The 19,725-nt window shown below is 72.7% G+C and carries 14 protein-coding genes and 1 riboswitch; of the genes, 1 reads left to right on the forward strand and 13 read right to left on the reverse strand.

The window, feature by feature from the left end:
- Nucleotides 1-32: 32 nt before the first annotated feature.
- From hrpA to ASC58_RS01040, 8 genes are all read right to left on the reverse strand, one after another.
- Nucleotides 33-3,956, reverse strand: coding sequence for an ATP-dependent RNA helicase HrpA (hrpA, locus tag ASC58_RS01005; protein WP_082552911.1), 3,924 nt, complete (start codon nucleotides 3,954-3,956; stop codon nucleotides 33-35).
- Between the two features lie 275 nt (nucleotides 3,957-4,231).
- Nucleotides 4,232-5,551 (reverse strand): bifunctional o-acetylhomoserine/o-acetylserine sulfhydrylase, encoded by a 1,320-nt coding sequence (locus ASC58_RS01010; protein ID WP_056918110.1) that lies wholly within the window; start codon nucleotides 5,549-5,551, stop codon nucleotides 4,232-4,234.
- A 113-nt stretch (nucleotides 5,552-5,664) separates the two neighbouring features.
- Nucleotides 5,665-5,777: riboswitch (SAM riboswitch) on the reverse strand.
- 106 nt (nucleotides 5,778-5,883) lie between these two features.
- Nucleotides 5,884-7,635 carry an L-lactate permease gene (locus ASC58_RS01015; RefSeq protein ID WP_056918111.1) on the reverse strand — a complete coding sequence of 584 codons (1,752 nt, stop codon included), beginning with the start codon at nucleotides 7,633-7,635 and terminating at the stop codon, nucleotides 5,884-5,886.
- A gap of 55 nt (nucleotides 7,636-7,690) precedes the next feature.
- Nucleotides 7,691-9,082 (reverse strand): (Fe-S)-binding protein, encoded by a 1,392-nt coding sequence (locus tag ASC58_RS01020; RefSeq protein ID WP_082552819.1) that lies wholly within the window; start codon nucleotides 9,080-9,082, stop codon nucleotides 7,691-7,693.
- The gene (locus ASC58_RS01025; RefSeq protein ID WP_200947699.1) at nucleotides 9,082-10,326 is read right to left on the reverse strand and encodes an FAD-binding oxidoreductase; all 1,245 of its coding nucleotides are present in this window, start codon (nucleotides 10,324-10,326) and stop codon (nucleotides 9,082-9,084) included. Before ASC58_RS01025 ends, ASC58_RS01020 begins: the two co-directional genes overlap by 1 nt.
- A gap of 8 nt (nucleotides 10,327-10,334) precedes the next feature.
- Nucleotides 10,335-11,792, reverse strand: a complete 1,458-nt coding sequence (locus ASC58_RS01030; RefSeq protein ID WP_056918113.1) for an FAD-linked oxidase C-terminal domain-containing protein — start codon at nucleotides 11,790-11,792, stop codon at nucleotides 10,335-10,337.
- A gap of 77 nt (nucleotides 11,793-11,869) precedes the next feature.
- The gene (locus ASC58_RS01035; protein ID WP_056914983.1) at nucleotides 11,870-13,159 is read right to left on the reverse strand and encodes a hypothetical protein; all 1,290 of its coding nucleotides are present in this window, start codon (nucleotides 13,157-13,159) and stop codon (nucleotides 11,870-11,872) included.
- Nucleotides 13,156-13,521 carry a hypothetical protein gene (locus tag ASC58_RS01040; RefSeq protein ID WP_157581334.1) on the reverse strand — a complete coding sequence of 122 codons (366 nt, stop codon included), beginning with the start codon at nucleotides 13,519-13,521 and terminating at the stop codon, nucleotides 13,156-13,158. The genes ASC58_RS01035 and ASC58_RS01040 overlap by 4 nt, the downstream gene beginning before the upstream one ends.
- 94 nt (nucleotides 13,522-13,615) lie before the next feature.
- On the opposite strand from ASC58_RS01040, the gene ASC58_RS01045 reads away from it, so the two are divergent.
- The gene (locus ASC58_RS01045; protein WP_056914985.1) at nucleotides 13,616-14,068 is read left to right on the forward strand and encodes a nitroreductase family deazaflavin-dependent oxidoreductase; all 453 of its coding nucleotides are present in this window, start codon (nucleotides 13,616-13,618) and stop codon (nucleotides 14,066-14,068) included.
- A 37-nt stretch (nucleotides 14,069-14,105) separates the two neighbouring features.
- On the opposite strand, the gene ASC58_RS01050 is transcribed toward ASC58_RS01045, so the two are convergent.
- From ASC58_RS01050 to ASC58_RS01070, 5 genes are all read right to left on the reverse strand, one after another.
- Nucleotides 14,106-14,546 carry a hypothetical protein gene (locus tag ASC58_RS01050; RefSeq protein WP_056914986.1) on the reverse strand — a complete coding sequence of 147 codons (441 nt, stop codon included), beginning with the start codon at nucleotides 14,544-14,546 and terminating at the stop codon, nucleotides 14,106-14,108.
- Nucleotides 14,539-14,904: a hypothetical protein gene (locus tag ASC58_RS01055; protein WP_056914987.1), complete on the reverse strand. Its 366-nt coding sequence runs from the start codon at nucleotides 14,902-14,904 to the stop codon at nucleotides 14,539-14,541. The genes ASC58_RS01050 and ASC58_RS01055 overlap by 8 nt, the downstream gene beginning before the upstream one ends.
- Before the next feature lie 50 nt (nucleotides 14,905-14,954).
- The gene (locus ASC58_RS01060) at nucleotides 14,955-15,353 is read right to left on the reverse strand and encodes a hypothetical protein (RefSeq protein ID WP_056914988.1); all 399 of its coding nucleotides are present in this window, start codon (nucleotides 15,351-15,353) and stop codon (nucleotides 14,955-14,957) included.
- Nucleotides 15,354-15,583: 230 nt separating this feature from the next.
- Entirely contained in the window at nucleotides 15,584-16,990 is a 1,407-nt protein-coding gene (locus tag ASC58_RS01065) for an RNA polymerase sigma factor (RefSeq protein ID WP_157598318.1), read from the reverse strand.
- Between the two features lie 288 nt (nucleotides 16,991-17,278).
- Nucleotides 17,279-19,555: an efflux RND transporter permease subunit gene (locus tag ASC58_RS01070; protein ID WP_082552820.1), complete on the reverse strand. Its 2,277-nt coding sequence runs from the start codon at nucleotides 19,553-19,555 to the stop codon at nucleotides 17,279-17,281.
- Nucleotides 19,556-19,725 lie beyond the last annotated feature (170 nt).

The following is a 19,725-nucleotide window of genomic DNA, read 5'->3' on the forward strand; positions in this document are numbered from 1 at the left end:
CACTCCCGGGCACCCGGACGTGGTTGTGGGGGTCAGGTGTCGAGCGTCGCGATGGCGGCGCGGATCCGCTTCTCCGACACGGGGTATGCCGTCCCGATCCCGTTCGCGAACAGGCTCACCCGGAGCTCCTCGACCATCCACCCCACGTCCCGGACGGGCGTCGAGCGGCGGTCCACGGGCGGCAGGGAGTCGAGCAGGTCGGCATACGCTATCTCCATGCGGTCCACGACCTCCTGGCTGGCGGCGTCGCGGGCCAGTGCGGCGGGTGACGAGGGGGCCTTCTCGAGCCGCTGGGCCATGGCGCGCAGGTAGCGGCGCAGGTGCGGCAGGTGCTCCAGTCCCGTGTCGGCGACGAACCCCTTGTAGACGAGGCTGTCGAGCTGCGCGCGGACGTCGGCCACCAGGGCCGCCGTCGCCGGGGCGGTGAGCCGCTCCAGCGCGGCACGCACCTCACGCGCGGCCCCCAGCACCGGCTCCACCTCGTCGACGACGAGCAGCACGCGCGTCGCGACGTGGGTGCGCACGGTCGCCAGCACGTCCTCGAACGCCTCGGGGCTCCGCACGCCGGCAGCCGTGCCGGCGCGCTCCGCCACGAGGGCGTCGACGGCGCACGCGAGGCAGTCCTCGAGCAACGCCGGGACCGAGCCGTGCGGGTTGTCGCCGAGGGTGAGCTTCTGGGAGTTGCTCAGGCGGGCGAGGACGCGCTTCCACGGAGCGGTGGTGTTGAGCAGCAGCAGCCGGCGCACCCCGAGGGCGGTGGCGGCCTGCGCCTCGCGCTCCCCCGCGAGCACCTGGAGGTCGACGCCCTCACCGCGGTCGACGAGGGCGGGGTACCCCTGGACGACCTGCCCGCCGGACCGGGTCTCGAAAGTCGTCGGCAGCTCGCCGAAGTCCCACTGCCGCAGCCCCTTCCGCTCCACCGAGGCACCGGCGCGTGACATCCTGCGCTGGACCTGGCCGGCCAGCTCGTCCTGGAGGGCGGCGAGGTCCTTGCCGCTGCCGAGCACCCGGCCGCGGTCGTCCTCGACGCTGAACGTGATGCGCAGGTGGTCGGCGACCCGCTCGACGCCCCAGTCCTCCGGCGGGATCCGGGTGCCGGTCTGGGCGTGCAGGACCCGGGCCAGCTCCTCGTCGAACCGGCGCCCACCTCCGGGGTGCACAGCGGTCAGGGCGGCCGACGCGTGGTCCGGGGCCGGGACGAAGTGGCGCCGGGTGGCCTTGGGCAGCGCGCGGATCAGGGCGGTCGCGAGGTCGGTGCGCAACCCCGGCACCTGCCAGTCGAACCCCTCGTCCTGCACCTGGTTGAGCACCTGGACGGGGATGTGGACCGTGACGCCGTCGGCCGCGGTGCCCGGCTCGAACTGGTAGGTCACGCCGAGCTCGAGGGCACCCTGGCTCCACGTCCTGGGGTAGTCCTCGGCGGACACCCCGTCCGCCGAGTCGCGGGTGAGGAACTCCTCGGTGAAGGTCAGCAGGTCGGGCGTCTCCTTGCGGGCGTCCTTCCACCAGCGGTCGAAGTGCCGCTGCGAGACGACCTCGGCCGGCACGCGCTGCTCGTAGAAGGTGACGAGGTCCTCGTCGTCGACGACGATGTCCCGACGGCGCGCCCGCTCCTCGAGTTCCGAGAGTCGTTTCAGGAGAGCCTCGTTCGCACGGAAGAACGTGTGGTGGGTCTCCCAGTCGCCCTCGACGAGCGCGTGCCGGATGAACAGCTCGCGCGACTCCTCGGGGTTGATCCGCGCGTAGCTGACCGTGCGGGCGGCGACGAGCGGCACGCCGTACAGAGTGACGCGCTCGGTGGCCTGCGCCGCTCCCTGCTTGCGGGACCAGCGCGGCTCCGAGTAGCTGCGCTTGACCAGGTGCGGCGCCAGCCGCTCGGCCCACACGGGGTCGATGCGCGCGTTGGTGCGCGCCCAGAGGCGGGTCGTCTCGACGAGCTCGGCGGACATGACGAACGTCGGCTGCCGCCGGAACAGCGTCGACCCCGGCGAGATGCCGAACCGTGCACCGCGGGCGCCGAGGTAGTCGCGCTTGGCCTCGTCCCGGAGCCCGACGTGCGACAGCAGCCCGGCGAGGACGGCCTGGTGGATGACGTCCGGGTTGGCGTCCTCGCCCTCGGCCGAGGTGGCCTGCCTCGGGTCGATGCCCACGTCCTGGCAGGCCTTGCGGAGCTGGCTGTGCAGGTCCTGCCACTCGCGGACCCGGAGGTAGTGCAGGAACTCGTTGCGGCACATGCGCCGGAAAGCGCTGTGGCTCAACGCCTTCTGCTGCTCCTTGAGGTAGGCCCACAGCAGCAGGAGCGACATGAAGTCGGAGTGCTCGTCCTTGAACCTCGCGTGCGACTGGTCTGCCTGGGTCTGCTTGTCGGCCGGGCGTTCGCGCGGGTCCTGCATCGACAGGGCCGCGACGATGACGAGCACCTCGCGGGTGCACCCGAGCTTCCCCGCCTCGATGAGCATCCGGCCGAGGCGCGGGTCCACGGGGAGCCGGGCGAGGGAGCGTCCGTACGGCGTGAGCTGCCGCCCGCGGCGCCCCTCGTCCTCGGAGTCGAACGCCTGCAGCTCCTCGAGCAGCCGCACGCCGTCGGCGACCTGGCGCGGGTCGGGCGCGTCGACGAACGGGAACCGGCCGACGTCCCCGAGGCCGAGCGAGGTCATCTGGAGGATGACGGACGCCAGGCTGGTGCGCTGGATCTCGGGCTCGGTGAACTCGGGGCGACTGTCGTAGTCCTCCTCCGAGTAAAGCCTGATGCAGATGCCGTCGGCCACGCGCCCGCACCGGCCCGAGCGCTGGTTGGCGCTGGCCTGCGAGATCGGCTCGATCGGCAGCCGCTGCACCTTGGTGCGCTGGCTGTACCGGGAGATGCGCGCGGTTCCCGCGTCCACGACATACCGGATGCCGGGCACCGTCAGGGACGTCTCGGCGACGTTCGTGGCCAGCACGATCCGTCGTCCGCTGGCCCGACCGAAGACCTTGTGCTGCTCCGCGGCGGAGAGACGGGCGTAGAGCGGGAGGACCTCGGTCTGCGGGAGCTTCATCGACGTCAGCGCGTCAGCGGTGTCGCGGATCTCGCGCTCCCCCGAGAGGAACACGAGGATGTCGCCCTCGCGGTTCTCGGTCCACAGCTCCTCGACGGCCTCGCACACCCCGGTCACCTGGTCGCGCTCGGGGTCGTCGGGGCGGTCGGGGTCGACGAGGGGGCGGTAGCGGTGCTCGACGGGGTAGGTGCGCCCCGACACCTCGATGATCGGCGCGGGCTCCCCCGTCCGCGCATCAGCGAAGTGCTCGGCGAAGCGCTGCGGGTCGATGGTCGCCGAGGTGATGACGACCTTGAGGTCGGGCCGGCGCGGCAGCAGCTGCTTGAGGTAGCCGAGGATGAAGTCGATGTTGAGGGACCGCTCGTGCGCCTCGTCGATGATGATCGTGTCGTACTTGCGCAGCATCCGGTCGCGCTGCATCTCGTTGAGCAGGATGCCGTCGGTCATCACCTTGACCAGCGTGCTGTCGCTGCTCTGGTCGGTGAACCGCACCTGGTAGCCGATGGCCGTGCCGAGCTCGACCTCGAGCTCCTCGGCGATGCGCTCCGCCACGGACCTGGCGGCGATCCGCCGCGGCTGGGTGTGGCCGATCAGGCCTGCCTGCCCACGACCGACCTCGAGGCAGATCTTCGGCAGCTGGGTGGTCTTCCCCGACCCGGTCTCCCCCGCCACGATGACGACCTGGTGGTCGCGGATGGCGGCGGCGATGTCGTCCTTGCGGGCGACGACCGGCAGGTTCTCGGGGTACCTCAGCTCCGGGACCGGGGGCGGCACCCGCACCGGTCGGGAACCCCGGCCTTCCCGGTCCCCGCGACGGGGACGGCGTCCCCGAGGCCTGCGGGTGCCCCGGGCCGCACCGTCACCACCTGCGTCCTCCGACCGGACGGCCCCGGGCTCGGTGGCGTCGACGGAAGGCATGCAGGCCAGCATACGGAGGCCGCTGGGCCGTCACCCCGTGCCGCCCCCGCCATCCACGACGCCGTCCCCACCCCCGTCCCTCGAGACGTCGGTGGGCTGGCGCGGGCACCACTCAGCAGAGGGTGCTGCCCTTGGGCCACGGTGCTACCTGTCCCGTGTGCAGCAACCTCTGCTAGCAGAGGTTGCTGCACACGGGGTCGGGGCGAGGGTCGGGACACGGGGTTGGGGCGAGAGGTCGGGGCGAGGGGGTTCGTGCTGCGGCTGCGGCGCGCCGGTCAGGCGCCCTTGGCGGAGATGAAGCCCTGCTCGAGGTCGGCGAGGATGTCGTCGATGTGCTCGATACCCACTGCGAGCCGCACCAGACCCGGCGTCACCCCGGCGGCCAGACGGTCGCTGTCGGGGCCCTGCGAGTGCGTCGTGGACGCCGGGTGGATGGCCAGCGACCGCACGTCACCGATGTTGGCGACGTGGCTGTGCAGCTGGAGCGCCTCGACGAACCGCCGACCCGCGTCGACCCCGCCGACGATCTCGAAGGCCAGCACCGCCCCGGCCCCGCGAGGGGTGTACTTCTTCGCCTTCTCGTAGGACTCGTGGTCGGGCAGCGACGCCCAGACGACCTTCTCGACCTGGTCGTGGCCCTGGAGGAACTCGGCGACCTTGTGGGTGTTCTCGAGGTGGCGCTCGATCCGCAGGCTGAGCGTCTCGATCCCCTGGGCGATGAGGAACGCGTTGAACGGCGACGCCGACGGCCCGAGGTCGCGCAACAGCTGGACCCGGGCCTTGAGGATGAACGCGAGGTTGGCCCCGAGGGGGCTGCCGACGCCGAGGTCCCGGGCGAAGACCAGCCCGTGGTAGCTCTCCTCAGGGGTGTTGAAGTTGGGGAACTTCTCCGGGTCGGCGGCGTAGTCGAAGGTGCCGCCGTCGACGATGACACCGGCGATCGAGGTGCCGTGGCCGCCGAGGTACTTGGTCGCCGAGTGCACCACGATGTCGGCGCCCCACTCCAACGGGCGCAGGAGGTAAGGGGTGGCGATCGTGTTGTCCACGATCAGCGGGACCCCGGCCTCGTGGGCGACGGCCGCGACACCTTCGATGTCGAGCACCTCGGACTTGGGGTTCGCGATCGTCTCGCCGAAGAACAGCTTGGTGTTGGGCTGCACCGCGGCCTTCCACGACTCGAGGTCGTTGGGGTCGGCCACGAAGCTCACCTGGATGCCGAACTTGGGCAGCGTGTGCTTGAGCAGGTTGTAGGTGCCGCCGTAGAGCGACGGGCTGGCCACGACGTGGTCGCCGGCCTCGGCGATGTTGAGGATCGCCAGCGTCTCGGCCGCCTGCCCAGAAGCGACGAGGAGGGCCGCGACCCCACCCTCCAACGAGGCGACGCGCTGCTCCACCGCGTCCTGCGTGGGGTTCATGATGCGGGTGTAGATGTTGCCGAACTCCTTGAGCGCGAACAGGTTCGCCGCGTGCTCGGTGTCCTTGAAGACGTAGGACGTCGTCTGGTAGATCGGCAGGGCGCGAGCCCCCGTGGCCGAGTCGGGCTCCTGGCCCACGTGGATCTGGCGGGTCTCGAACGACCAGTTGGCGTTGCTCATGTCACTGACCTTCACTCTCGTGCCGCGTGGGCGGCGTCGGCGTGGTCCGTCACCGAGGGTGGAGTGCTGCAGGTCGCCACCGTCAGAAACGGTGCGGGACACGTGGTTGGGGTCTCCCGCGCTTGCGCACGGCAGGTGCCGTGTGCCTGGTCCTCACCCGGGGCACCCCACCGCGGAGGAGGGTTGCCGGCCAGCGAGCCGGGGCTTTCCGCTGGCACTCATGACCTGTGGAGAGGGTATGCCGCGTCGTCACCGACGCGGCATACCCGTCTCTCATCGCGGACCGGTCGGTCCGCCCGCCACCGAACCTCACGAACGCGTCATGCCGCCCGTCAGGGCAGCATCCAGCCGAGCACCGCGGTCGACTGCAGGAACACGATCACGCACATGAAGGCCAGGAACCCCAGGCTCCAGCCGACGACCTTGCGGAACAGGTCGCCCTCGCGCCCCGACAGACCCACCGCGGCAGCGGCGATGGCGAGGTTCTGCGGCGAGATCATCTTGCCGAGCACCCCGCCGGACGAGTTCGCTGCGGCCATCAGCGCGGGGCTGAGCCCGACGTCCTTGGCCGCCGAGACCTGCAGCGCGCCGAAGAGCGAGTTCGAGGAGGTGTCGGAGCCGGTGACGGCGACACCGAGCCACCCGAGGATCGGCGACAGGATGGCGAACGCCGAGCCCGCACCCGCCATCCACGAACCGAGGCTCGCCGTCTGGCCCGAGGCGTTCATGACGTAGGCCAGGCCGAGAACCGCCATCACGGTGAGGATCGCGGACGCCAGCTGCCGGTAGGTCGCGCCGTAGGCCCGCAGCGCCTTCGCCGGGGAGATGCCGATGGCCGGGATCGTCAGCAGGCCGGAGAGGAGCATGAGGGTGCCGGCGGCGCTGAGCCAGTTGAGCTTGAACGTCGGCAGGGTGGAGGCCTTGCCGGAGGCCGTCTGCAGCCCGTCGAGGCCCGGCCACCCGAACGACCGCGTCGGGGCGTCCAGCGCTCCCTTGATGCCGGGCAGCTGGGCGAGGATGAACAACGCGATGATGATGAGGTACGGCGCGTAGGCCTTGACCACCTCGCCGGTGCTGTCGACCTTGCCCTCGTCGCGGGCGGCCAGGTCGTGGGCCGAGGTGGAGGGCACGGGTTCGTCGTGCCGACGTACCTCGCCCCGACGCGTGCCCGAGGCGGCGGTCGCACCCGTGGAGCGGGCGGCGCCGCCGGTGCTGCTGCTGCGGGCCCCGACGAGCTCGTCGTCGTCGGTCTCGGTCTCGACGTAGGTGTCCGAGGGCTGCCAGACCCGCAGGAGGACGACGACGGACAGGGCCCCCACGAGGGCCGCGACGATGTCGGTCAGCTGGGTCGACAGGAAGTTGCTCGTGGCGAACTGCGCCACGGCGAAGGCGATCCCGCACGTGAGGGTGGCCGGCAGGGTCGCCCGGACGCCCTTGCCCTTGTCGACGATGTAGACCAGCGCCATCGGCACGAAGACGCCGAGCAGCGGGGTCTGCCGGCCCACGATCTGGGCGAGGTGGTGCTCGGACTCGCCGCTCACGGTGGCGAGCGTCGTGATCGGCACGGCCAGCGCCCCGAACGCGACGGGGGCCGTGTTGGCCACCAGGGCGACGACCGCGGCCTTCATCGGGCGGAACCCCAGGGCGATGAGCATGACGCTGGTGATCGCCACCGGCGTCCCGAACCCGGCCAGCGCCTCGAGCAGCGCCCCGAAGCAGAACGCGATGATGACGGCCTGGATCCGCTGGTCGTCGCTGACCTTGGCGAAGGACCGCCGCAGCACGTCGAAGTGCCCCGTCTCGACGGTCATGTTGTAGACCCAGATGGCGTTGATGACGATCCACAGGATCGGGAAGAAGCCGAAGGCGGCGCCCTCCAGCCCGGCCGACAGGGTCGCGCCGACGGGCATCGAGTACGCGGTCAGCGCCACGACGATCGAGACCGCCAGCGAGATCAGGGCGGCCTTCCACGCGGCCAGGCGCAGCACGCCGAGCAGGACGAACAGGGTCAGCAGCGGCAGCATCGCCACGAGGGCGGTGATGGTCAGCGAGCCGGCGACGGAGTCGAGTTCCGGTCTGTACATGGGTCACCTCGTTGTGAGACGTGTCCTCGCGGACACGGGAGTGGGGCGGGTCGCGTCAGGTCGTGGTCGGCCTCCCGGGGGTGCGTCCGGTCGCCGGGGCGCCGAGGTCGGAGGGTCGTCGTCCGCGGATCGAGGCGTCGAGCACCTCGATGGTGTGGGCGAGGGGCACGGGGGTGCCCGACCGCTCGAGCGCGGAGTGGATCTGCATGAGGCACCCCGGGTTCGCCGTGACGAGCAGGTCCGCACCGGTGCGACGGACGTTGGCCGCCTTGAGGTCGCCGAGCTCCTGGGCGGTGCCGGGGTTGAGCAGGTTGTAGATCCCCGCGCTGCCACAGCACAGCGACCCGTCCGGGACCTCCCGCAGCTCCAGCCCCGGTATGGCGCCGAGCAGCTGCCGCGGCTGGCTGCGGATCCCCTGCGCGTGCCCGAGGTGGCAGGCGTCGTGGTAGGCGACGCTCACCTCGAGCGGGTGCCGGGTGGCCACCGGTCCGACCTCGGCGAGGAACTCGCTGACGTCACGCACCTTCGCCTCGAACGCCTCGGCCCGGGCGGCGTAGGCGGGGTCGTCGGCGAGCAGCGCGGCATACTCCTTCATCGCGGAGCCGCACCCCGCGGAGTTGACGACGACGTGCTCCACGCCCGCCGCCTCGAACGTGTCGACCAGGCTGCGGGCGAAGGCTGCTGCCTCGGGCTCGCGGCCGTTGTGCGCCGAGAGGGCGCCACAGCACCCCTGCCCCGCCGGGGCGAGGACGTCGAAGCCCTCGGCCGCCAGCACCCGCGCCGTGGCGGCGTTGACGCCGGGGAAGAACTCGCGCTGCACGCAGCCGAGGAGCATGCCGACCGTGCCCCGCCTGGCCCCAAGCGCCCGGGTGACCTCGGCGACCGGCACCGGGCGGCCGAGGGGTGGGGCGAGCGCCTCCATCGCCGCCAGCTGCGGCGAGATCCGTTGCAGCACACCGGACCTGCGCAACAGACGGGAGAGCCCGGAACGCTGGTGCAGGCGCAGCGGGCCACGCAGGGCACGGAGCCGGCGAGGGTAGGGGAACAAGGCGAAGATGGCCGATCGCAGGAGCCGCTGGGCCGGCGGCCTTGTGGTGTTGCGCTCCACCTGCGCCCGCGTCGCGGTGATGAGCTCGTCGTACTCCACGCCGGAGGGGCAGGCGGTCACGCAGCCCATGCAGCCGAGGCAGGCGTCGAAGTGGCCGGCCACCTCGGGCGTCAGGGGTTCGCCCTCGCGCACCTGCGACATGAGGTGGATGCGTCCGCGCGGCGAGTCCATCTCCTCGCCCCACAGCACGTAGGTCGGGCAGCTCGGCAGGCAGAAGCCGCAGTGCACGCAGTCGGCGAGCAGCTCCGCCGACGGCGGGCGGTGCGCGTCGAACGACCCTGCGTGGTGGGGGTCGATGGGTCCACCGGACCCGGGGGCAGGGTTCGTCGTGCTCGTCATCAGATGCCTCCCACGAAGCGGCCCGGCGCCAGGACGCCGCCGGGGTCGAAGCGCTGCTTGACCGAGCGCATCAGGTCGAGGGCCGTCGCGGGCCCCCAGACGTCGAGGCGGTCGCGGACGGCGTCGGGGGCCTCAAGGACGACGACGGCACCCCCGAGGGCCGCCGCGGTGGCCCGCAGGTGGTCGACCGCTGCGACCACGGTCGTGGCCTCACCGTCGAGGACGGCGCAGCCGACGCCGACCGCGGGCGAACCCCGGTAGGACGCGAGGACGCCGCAACGCTCCCGGAGGTCGCCGGTGGCGCGCAGCAGTCGCCCCGCCCCGGCGATCTCGTGGGTGACCCGGACCAGGGTGCGGCCGCTTCCTCGGTCCCGGGGCCCCTCGCGTTCCAGGTCCTCACCCCACCACGGCGGCGCGCTGCCCGAGACGTGGGCGCCGTCGCCCAGCTCCTGGGCCACGGTGGCTGCACACTCCTCCGTGGCCTCGGCGTGGCCCTCGAGCAGCGCCGCGACCGTCCCGGTGGCACCGTCCCAGTCGACCTCCACCGCGACCGGCACCTGCTGGCTGTGCACGAGCGACTGGACGGCGTCCTGCGCCGCGTCGGGCCCGTCCACGGACACGGTCACCCAGCGCCGCTCCCCCGGGACGGGGTGCAGCCGGAACGCGACCTCGGTGATGACACCGAGCGTGCCGAACGACCCGGTGAGCAGCTTGGCGAGGTCGTACCCCGCCACGTTCTTGACCACCTTGCCGCCGCTCTTGGCGACCACCCCGTCCGCGCGCACGAGCGTCATGCCGATGACGAGGTCGCGAACTGCCCCGTGCCGCAACCGCATCGGGCCACTCGTCCCCGTCGCGACGGTCCCGCCGATGGTGCCACTGCGCGTCGGGTCGATCCCGAGCCGCTGCGCGGATCCGGCAAGGTCCTCCTGCAGCGTGGCCAGGGGCCGCCCCGCACCGGTGACCAGGATGAGGTCCCCGGCCGCGTGCTCGACGAGGCGGTCGAGGCGGGTGGTGTCGAGGACGACGTCCAGCCTCCGGGGCGCGTTCCCCCAGCGCAGCTTGGTCCCGCTCCCCCGCGGCACGACCGCGAGTCCCGACGCCGAGGCCGCGGACATGACGGCCGAGACCTCCGCCGTCGTGGCGGGCGACGCCACCCAGCGCGGCGCCATACCGAGGACCGTGTCGTCGTCGGAGGCCTCGGTGACGTGTCCGTCGCACGCGCGCAGGAGTGCGTCCGGCACGACGCCCATCAGAAGACCTCCGCCACGCCGGACTCGGCCAGCGGGTGGACGCCCTGGTGCCGACCGGGGCGTTCACCGCAGAGGCGAGGCGTCGGGAAGATCTTGCCGGGGTTGGAGATCGACTCGGGGTCGAACGCGCACCGCACGAGCTGCATGGTGTCGAGGTCGTCGTCGGTGAACATGCGCGGCATGAACTTCGCCTTGTCGCTGCCGACCCCGTGCTCGCCCGTGATCGAGCCCCCGTGCTCGATGCAGAGGTCGAGGATGGCGCCGGAGACCTCCTCCGCCCGCTCGCCCTCCCCCGGCTTCGACTCGTCGAACAGCACGAGGGGGTGCAGGTTGCCGTCGCCGGCGTGGAAGACGTTGGCGACACGGACGCCGGACTCCGTCGACAGGTCAGCGATCCGGCGCAGCACCTCCGGCAGCGCGGTCCGCGGGATGACCCCGTCCTGCACGATGTAGTCCGGACTGATCCGGCCCACCGCGGCGAAGGCCGACTTGCGCCCCTTCCAGAACAGCGCGCGCTCGGCGTCGTCCTGCGCGATGCGGATCTCGAAGGCGTCGGCCTCCCGGCAGTGCCGCTCCACCTCGGCGAACACGTGCCGCACGTCGACCGCCGGGCCGTCGATCTCCACGATGAGCACCGCACCCGCACCCGCGGGGTAGTCGCAGTGCACCGCCGCCTCCGCCGCCTCGATCGCCAGCGCGTCCATCATCTCGATGGCCGCCGGGATGACCCCGGCGCCGATGATCGCCGACACGGCGGCCCCGGCCTGGTCGGTCGAGGCGAACGCCGCCAGCAGGGTGCTCACGTCCTCCGGCGTCCGGGTCAGGCGGACGGTCACGCGGGTCGCGACCCCGAGGGTGCCCTCCGAGCCGACGACCGCACCGAGCAGGTCGTAGCCCGTCGGGTCGGGGGCCTTGCCACCGAGCTCCACCACCTCGCCCTGAGGGGTGACGAACTCCAGGCCCGTGACGTGGTTCGTGGTGAAGCCGTACTTGAGGCAGTGCGCTCCCCCGGAGTTCTCCGCGACGTTGCCGCCGATGGAGCAGACCTGCTGGCTCGAGGGGTCGGGGGCGTAGTAGTAGCCCTCCGGGCGGGTGGTGTCGCTGAGCTGGAGGTTGATGACCCCGGGCTCGACGACCGCGCGCTGGTTGGCCCGGTCGACCTCGAGGATCTGTCGCATCCTGCTCAGCACGATGAGGACACCGTCGGCGTGCGGCAGGGCGCCCCCAGACAGCCCGGTCCCCGAGCCGCGGGCCACGAACGGGATGCCCGCCCGGGCGCACTCGGTGACCGCCGCGGCGACGTGCGCGGTGCACTCCGCCAGCACGACGAGGGCCGGGACGACCTTGTAGTGCGTCAGCCCGTCGCACTCGTAGGTGCGCAGCTGCTGCCGGTCGGTGATGACGGCGTGGTCACCCACGAGGGTGCGCAAGCGTCGGGCGAGGACGTCGGTGTCCATGGGGGGATGCCTCACGATTCCACATGGCGGAAACTGGCTTCTGCACCATGGACCCTATTTGCGGCATACAGGACAGGTCAACGGTGTCGGGTACCACTGTCGCGCAGGTCAGCCTGCTCCCGCGCGTCGAGGAGCCGCTCCCTCACCGCATCGCCCTGGTGCACGCCACGCGCCACTCCGTCCGCCGCCACCCCGGCCACGTGCCAGCTCGTCGAGGCGCCCTCTGCCCTCGCCACCGCGGTGAGGTCGTCGACCCAGCGGACCTTGGCCCAGGTGGCCGCTCGTACTGCGGCCTGCTCGTGCAGCCACGGGCGCAGGGCCGCTGCCGACCGCGGCGGCCGGGTCCACGGCAGGGGCGCGCGTGGTGCGGGTGCCTCGACCAGCCGCACGCCCTTGCGCGCCAGCCGTTCCCCCGCGAACCCGGCCCCGCGCGCGCCGGACACACCGAGCCGGGCCGAGGGGACGTTCTCCGCGAGCCCCGCAGCCAGGCGGTCCCGGGCGGTGAGCCGCAGCGCGCTGCGCCCCGACCGCGAGCCGGTCGCACCGACGACGGCAGCGTTCGTCGCCCGGGCACCGGTCTTGAGGACCGATCCGGTGCTCCCCAGCACCGCGGCCGCCGTCGCCAGGGCGAGGTGGGTCGGGTCGCCGTCGCCGTACCCGACGAGCACCACCGCATCGGCCGCCACCTGCAGTCCGGCGGACCCTGCTGCCACCGCCGCCAGCGGACGCAGCGGGGGCACGAGGGCGAGGGTCCCTGCGGCACCCGCCACCTCTCCTGCCACGCGGCTGGTGCCCGTCAGCGCGTCGTACAGGCCGCTGTCGGCCAGCCCGTCGTCGAGGAGCCCGCGCAGCACCGCAGCGCACCGACGGTCCGCGGCGGTCCAGGCGTCGTGCGCCTCCGCGTGGCGCCGCACCGCGACCTGCACGCGTTCGCCGTGCGTCACCATCTCGGCGCGGTACCTCCCCGCCTGCGCCCGCTGGGCCGGGTCCGCGCTGCCCTCCGCGACCCCCATGAGCTCCCCCGCCCGCAGGAAGGCGTCCCACTCCACCCGGTGGACCCGCTGCGCCCCCGCCACCTCGACCTGCACCCGCTCGAGCTCGTCCGCGAGGCGACGCAGCGCCGACGCGGCCACGGCATACCGACGGGCCACCCGCTCCAGCACCTCGGGGACCGCACCGAACCTGCGGCCGAAGGCCGCACCGGCCGGGGAGGACCACACGGCGACGCCCGGGTCGGCGAGTCCCCGGGCGGTGCGGGCCAGGGCGGCCAGCTGCTCACCCTCGGCGGACAGGGTCGCTGCGATCCCGCGCACCCCGGCGGGGTCGCCCGCGACGGGGCCGAGCACCGCTGCCGCAGAGCTGCTCACGTCGTACGTCCGGCGTCGACCATCCCACCGACGGCCGCCTCGACCTCGACGTAGAGACCGCCGGCCCGGCGGGCCGCGACCGCGAGGTCGTCGAGCGCCCGACCGAGCACGAGGCGCCGGTGCTCGAAGTCACCGAGGACGTCGCCGAGCGCCGCAGTGCTGTGCCCGACCCCCAGGGCCCACGCCCGGTCCGCGACCTCTGCCGCATGCCACTGCAGGTCGGTGGCGACGTGCGACAGCGCCACGCCCAGCGCGGCGACCTCGGAACCGCTCACCTCGATCCTCGTGGAGACCGGGGCAGGGTGCGAGGTCAGGCGCGAGCTGGGCTGCGGGGTGGCGCCTGTCGACGCTGCCGTCGTCATGGCCCCGAGGGTAGGAGGACCGGAGCGGGTGCCCGGCACGTTGTCCACAGGTCCCGGTCGTGCGGTCGTCCCGCGCGCGTGCTTGCATGGCGTCATGACGATTCAGGGTGAGTACGTCCCCAGTCCCACCGCGTGGGTCCGTGAGCAGGTCGAGAAGATCGAGGAGACCGGCACCACCCGGTCGGTCAGCGTCCAGGACCGCGAGGTGGTCATGCTGACGATGCTCGGCGTCTCCGGCAAGGTGCGCAAGGTGCCGCTCATGCGGGTCGAGCACGACGGCGTGTATGCCGCGGTGGCCAGCAAGGGCGGCGCTCCGGAGCACCCGGCGTGGTACGCCAACGTCCGCAAGAACCCGGTCCTGGACCTCCAGGACGACGACCGCACGTGGACGGTCCGGGCCCGCGAGATCGACGGCGAGGAGCGCGAGCAGTGGTGGGAGCGCTGCGTCGCCGCCTTCCCGCCCTACGCGGAGTACCAGGTCAGGACCGACCGGCTGATCCCGGTGCTGCTGCTCGAGCCCGTCGAGGACCAGCCCGACCAGGGCTAGCCGCTCGGGAATCGGTCAGGAACCGGTCGGTCGAGGATCAGCCCGTCGGGTCGCCCGCGGCCTGCGCCGTCGAGGCGGGCCGGCTCGCGGTCCGGCGCAGCCACAGCAGCCCCAGCACCGGCAGCACGAGCGGGACGTAGCCGTACCCGGAGCCGAAGTGGGACCACACGGTCTTGTCGGGGAACGCGTCGGTGGCCAGGTACGACGCCAAGCCCACCACCAGCACCCCGGCGAGCTCGATGGTGATGGCCGTCGTGGCGACCCGCCGTGAGGTCCGGTCGCCACGCGCCAGCGCGATCGTGGCCACGACGTAGATGACCGCAGCCAGCGCCGACAGCACGTAGGCCAGGGGGGCGCGGGAGAAGTACTCGGTGATCTGCAGGACCGAGCGGCCGGTCGCGGCGAGGGCCAGCAGGCCGTACACGGCGACGAGCACGATGCCCGGCCCGGAGCGGGTGGAGCGCGGCGCGTCAGCCATGGAGGTTCCAGATCTGTTGGAGGCGGGCGGTCATCACCGCGACGGCGAACGCCGCGACGGCGACGACCCCCATCGACCAGCGGGTCTTCTCCTTGAGCGCCAGGAACACCGCCACCGGGGGAAGGAACGGCAGCGTGATCGCGTATGCCGCGAACGTCGCCGTCTCCGCGTCGTCCCCGGGGACGCTGCCGAGGTGCGCGAGCGCGACGGCGGCCTGGACGAGCACCCCCAGCTCCACCACCGCCGCCACGAGGAGAAGGCGGTCGTCGACGAGGCGGGTGCGGGCGGCATACCAGCCGGCGATCGCGAGCAGGGCCACCGCACCGGCGAGGACGACCACGGTCAGGGGGAAGAGCACGCGGGAAGCCTACGCGAGCAGGACCACCGCCCTGCCGAGGGCGGTCGCGGTCAGGACGCGCTCGTCCGGGACGCGGCCGGGGCGAGCACGAGGTAGGCCTGCGCCGCGAGCAGGACGACGACCGCCACCCACTTCCCTGCGGGCAGCTCGACGCCGTACCGCACCCGGTCGACGACCACGAGGCCCACCTGGAGCATGACGATCCAGCCCATGGTGACGAGGGCGAGCTCGGCGTACTGCAGCGACGAGGCGTAGACCCAGAACAGCACCCCGAACGCGAGGAGCCCCAGCAGCATCGGCCACCACGACCGGTGCTCGGCCCACTCCTTGGCGGCCACCGCACCGGCGAGGTCGAGGGCGGCGAGCGCCACCATCGCCGTGGTGGCGACGAGCGCCACCGGCCACCCCTGCGGTGCCTTGATCATCGGCACGAGCTCCACACTGACCATCGCCCCCACCCCCGGGTGCGGCCGACCCGCTGCCGGCCACGTTCCAGTGCAGCGCCCGAGGACCGACCCCGGCATCGGTCATCTCACCGAGATCGCCACCGACGCAACGAGCAAACCACCCGGTCCGCGCGGGGTGCGACGCCCGGCATGGGTGGTTCCTGGGGGTTCGTCCGGCCGGGGGTTCGTCCGGCCGGGGGTTCGTCCGGCCGGGCGCTCGCCCTGCAGGACCGTCAGGGATTCGTGACGTCCGTCGTCGACGTGGCGCTGGGGCCGGTGGTCGACGACACCGTGGAGTCGCCCGACCCGGTGGCCGGCCCCTTGGTGGGATGCGAGCCCGGGGTCTTCGTCCTCGGCGCCTTGGTCGTCGGTGCCTTGGTCTTGGTCGAGTGGGAGTTCGGCGTGTGGGAGCTCGGGACCCCCGACGTCGCGGTCGAGCCGGTGGACGGCGCCCGGGTGGGCGACCCCGTGCCGTGGGGCACCGAGCCGGTGACGGAGGAGGTCGACGTCGGGCTGGGCGAACCGGTCTTCGTGCCGCCCTTGCCCTTCCCCTTGCCCGGAGCGGTCACCTCGGCGGTCGGCTGGACCGGGGCGACCCCGCCGCCGGGGAGGATGCGGCCGATGCCGTTGGACGGACGGGACGAAGCCGGCGAACCGGGCGCCTTCGGCTTCGGTGCCCCGGACCGCGAGGCTCCAGGGGCCGGCGCCCCGATGGTTTCGTGCATGAGCCGCTGGACCCCCGTGGGAAGGGCACCGACGTAGGCAGCGGCGCTCAGTCCACCGAGCGACATGACCGAGGCCGAGATGGTCGCGATGCCGAGCAGGGCGGTGCGCGAGCGGCCGGCGGCGTTGGCGATGCCGTGCGGCCGTTTGGCCCCCCGACGGGCCGGCGCGTTGCCGACCGTGACGACCCGGGTGCGCGGGACGGACCAGGCCGGAGGCCGCGGGATGCTGCGGAACGCCCCCAGCGCGACGCGTTCGTCGGCGAGCTCCGCGGGAGTGGCCGGCGCGTCCAGCGACCACGTGAGCAGCTCGGCGTCGGCACCCAGGCGCTCGAGCGCGCGAGCCTCGGAGCGGCGCACGCTCTCGGCGTCCGAGCCCACCACGTCGGAGACCGCCCGGACGGGCAGCGCCCCACCGAGGCGCAGGACGAGGATCTCGCCCTGGCCCAGGGGCAGGGCGCGCAGGGCGGTGATGGTGTCGCCGAGACCGCGGTGGGCAGGGTCGGTGTCAGGGGACGCAGCGAGCAGGGCGTCGATGTCGAACTCGTCGGCGTCGCTCCGGCGCCGGGCCATCGTCGCGGCCGCAGCCGCTGTCGCCGCCGTGGCAGCGGTGGCGGCGGAGGAGGCGGTGGTGGCCTGCGAGAACGCCCGCCGGTCGATGGGGGTGACCGTGGCCCAGCTCCCCTGCCCCGTCCCCTGCTCGGCGCGCAGGCGCGCGCACGCGAGGATCCAGACCCGCCAGGCGGACTCGTCGCCGGTGAAGCCGATGAGGCCACGGATCGCGGTGATCCAGCCTTCGCAGGCCGCGTCGTACGGGTCGTCGGCACCCACGACGCGCAGGTAGCGGATGACCAAGGGGTTGGCGTCGCGCCAGAGCCGGGTGAAGGCTTGCTCATCCCCGGCTTGGGCTTCTCTCAACGTTCCCGTGAACGCGCTCCCCAGCACTCCCCCAGTATCGGTCCCGTCAGCCGGTCCCGGGGTCATCCGTTTGGCCGTGTTCAGGACAATCCGAGTACCCCCTCGGGTGACGTGCTACAGCCAGCCCGCGGCCGGACGCCGTCGTTCGCCGCCGTTTGCCCGCGGTGGATGGCGGCGAACGGACGGGCGACCGGCGGACCACCGGCGGCCGCTGGGGGCCGACCGGGTGTGCGACCTGGTGGGTGACCGACGGCCCGGTGCTCCGCGAGGGGAGCACCGGGCCGCGGCTCAACCGGCCGGCTGCAGGACCGGCGGTTCAGCCGGCTCCGAGGGCCCGGAGGTCCCTGAGGTCCCGGAGGTCCCGGTCGCGTCGGTAGCCGCCGCGCGGGTCTCCTCGCGGTGCCCGTGGCGCTCCCACCACCGCGCCAGCGGGGCGGGGGCCCACCAGTTGGCGCGGCCGAGCAGCCGCATGGTGGCCGGGACGAGCAGGGCGCGCACGACCGTGGCGTCGATGAGCACCGCCACGAGCATGCCGACCCCGATCATCTTGAGGAACACGATCCCGCTGGTGGCGAACCCCCCGATGACGACCGCGAGCAGCAGCGCCGCACTGGTGATGATGCGCCCCGAGCGCTGCACCCCGGCTGCGACGGCCCGCGTGTTGTCGCCGGTGCGGTCCCACTCCTCCCGGATCCGGCTGAGCAGGAACACCTCGTAGTCCATCGACAACCCGAACAGGATCGCCAGCATGAGGATGGGCTGGGTGACGTCGAGGTACCCCGGGGAGGTGAAGCCGAGCAGCCCGGCGAGGTGCCCCTCCTGGAAGATCCAAGTCACCACACCGAAGCTGGCGCCGATCGACACCGCGTTCATGACGATCGCCTTGAGGGGCAGCACGACCGACCCGAAGGCCACGAACAGCAGCACGAGCATGACCACCGCCACCGTGAGGGCCATCCACGGGAGCCGGGCCCCGATGGAGTCGACGAGGTCGACCGCGTCGGCGGTGGCTCCTCCGACGAGCACCGTGCTGCCCGCCGGTGCCGCGACGGCGCGCAGCTCTCGGACCAGGTCCTGGCTGGCCGCCGACTGGCCGTTGCCCGGCCAGGTCACCCGCAGCAAGGTCCTGGCCTGCCCCTCGTAGGTCGTCCGCCCCGTCGGCTGCACGGCGGTGACGCCGTCGACGCGACCCAGCTGTGCGGCATACGCGGAGACGGCGGTGGGGTCACCACCGGTGACGACGAGGGACGCCGACGAGGTCTCGCCGCCGAAGAGGTCGGCCTGCAGCTCGGCCGCCTGGCGGCTGGGCGAGCTGGCCGGCAGCACCCGCTCGTCGACACTGCCCCAGCGCGCCTGGGTGAACGGACTCCCCAGGGCCAGCAGCCCCACCACGATGACGACGAGGAAGACGACGGGGCGACGCATGACGCTGTGGGCGACTCGTGCCCAGGCGCCGTGGACGACCTCGCGGTCGGTGCCGTGGACCTCCTGCAGCGCCTGCGCGTCGGCCCGGTGCGCCCGGGTGCCGCGCCGCCACGGCATCCGGCCCAGCTCGATGCGCGGGCCGAGGACTCCGAGCAGCGCCGGCAGGATGGTCAGGGCAGCTGCCATCGCGACGAGCACCGCGGCGACCCCGCCGTAGCCCATGGAGCGCAGGAAGTTCTGCGGGAAGATGAGCAGCGAGGCGAGGGACGCGGCGACGATGAGGCCGGAGAACAGCACCGTCCGCCCGGCCGTCGCCATGGTGCGGCTGATCGCCGTCGCCACGCTGGCACGGCTCTCGTCGGGCTGGGTGGCGAGCTCCTCGCGGAACCGGCTGACGACGAACAGCGCGTAGTCGATCGCCAGGCCCATCCCGAGCAGGGTGATGACGTTGATGGAGAAGACCGAGACGTCGGTGATGCCGGTGACCAGGCGCACGACGGCGAACGCCCCCATCACGGCGATGCCGCCGACCAGGGTGGGCATCAGGGCCGAGGCCAGGCTTCCGAAGATCAGCAGGCTGAGGACGAAGACGATCGGCATGGAGATCGACTCGGCGCGCGCGATGTCGTGCGAGACCTGCTCGTTGACGTCACCGAAGACGGCCCACTTCCCGCCGACGCTGGTTGCCAGGCCGGGGGCCCGGAGGTCGTCCTTGACCGCCTCCCAGTTGTCGCTCTTGGCGTCCTGGGTCGCCCCGGCAAGGGTGACGACCACCCGGGTGGCGTGCCGGTCACCGCTCACCAGGTCGGGGGCCCTGGTCGACCACCACGTCGTGGTCGCGGCCACGTCGGACCGCGGGAGGGCGCCGAGCGTGCGGGTCACGGCCTGCTCGAACGCCGGGTCCTGCACCGTGAGGGTCGGGCTCGAGTAGACGACGACCAAGTCGGTGTCCCGCCCCGGGAAGGCGGCCTGCTCGAGGACCAGCTCCTTCGCGGAGTCGGTCGCCGGGTCGTCGAACCCCCCGTTCGCGAGGTGGCCGAACACCCCGATGCCGTATGCCGCCGCGGCCAGCACGACGACGATCCCCGCCACGAGGACGGCCCACGACCGTCGGGCGACGAATGCTCCCCAGGACTCCATGCCGACCACTCCTTGCGATGTTGCATCACGAATGTTTACGGCAGTAACAGTGATGGGCGTAAACTAACTTGTCAAGGGTTCATGGTTGACTCTGTGGTGAACAGCCACGACGGGCACGGGTCGGCGACGACAAGGGCGACGGGGCACTGGTCGGCGACGACGAAGGCGAC

This window comes from Phycicoccus sp. Root101, from assembly GCF_001426245.1.
Taxonomy (GTDB): Bacteria; Actinomycetota; Actinomycetes; order Actinomycetales; family Dermatophilaceae; genus Pedococcus.

Bases quoted from the DNA above. Each gene is read 5' to 3' on its own strand.
- hrpA (WP_082552911.1), bottom strand. From the start codon at position 3,956: ATGCCTTCCGTCGACGCCACCGAGCCCGGGGCCGTCCGGTCGGAGGAC.
- ASC58_RS01010 (WP_056918110.1), bottom strand. From the start codon at position 5,551: ATGAGCAACGCCAACTGGTCGTTCGAGACCCGCCAGATCCACGTGGGC.
- ASC58_RS01015 (WP_056918111.1), bottom strand. From the start codon at position 7,635: ATGTACAGACCGGAACTCGACTCCGTCGCCGGCTCGCTGACCATCACC.
- ASC58_RS01020 (WP_082552819.1), bottom strand. From the start codon at position 9,082: ATGACGAGCACGACGAACCCTGCCCCCGGGTCCGGTGGACCCATCGAC.
- ASC58_RS01030 (WP_056918113.1), bottom strand. From the start codon at position 11,792: ATGGACACCGACGTCCTCGCCCGACGCTTGCGCACCCTCGTGGGTGAC.
- ASC58_RS01040 (WP_157581334.1), bottom strand. From the start codon at position 13,521: ATGACGACGGCAGCGTCGACAGGCGCCACCCCGCAGCCCAGCTCGCGC.
- ASC58_RS01045 (WP_056914985.1), top strand. From the start codon at position 13,616: ATGACGATTCAGGGTGAGTACGTCCCCAGTCCCACCGCGTGGGTCCGT.
- ASC58_RS01050 (WP_056914986.1), bottom strand. From the start codon at position 14,546: ATGGCTGACGCGCCGCGCTCCACCCGCTCCGGGCCGGGCATCGTGCTC.
- ASC58_RS01060 (WP_056914988.1), bottom strand. From the start codon at position 15,353: ATGGTCAGTGTGGAGCTCGTGCCGATGATCAAGGCACCGCAGGGGTGG.
- ASC58_RS01070 (WP_082552820.1), bottom strand. From the start codon at position 19,555: ATGGAGTCCTGGGGAGCATTCGTCGCCCGACGGTCGTGGGCCGTCCTC.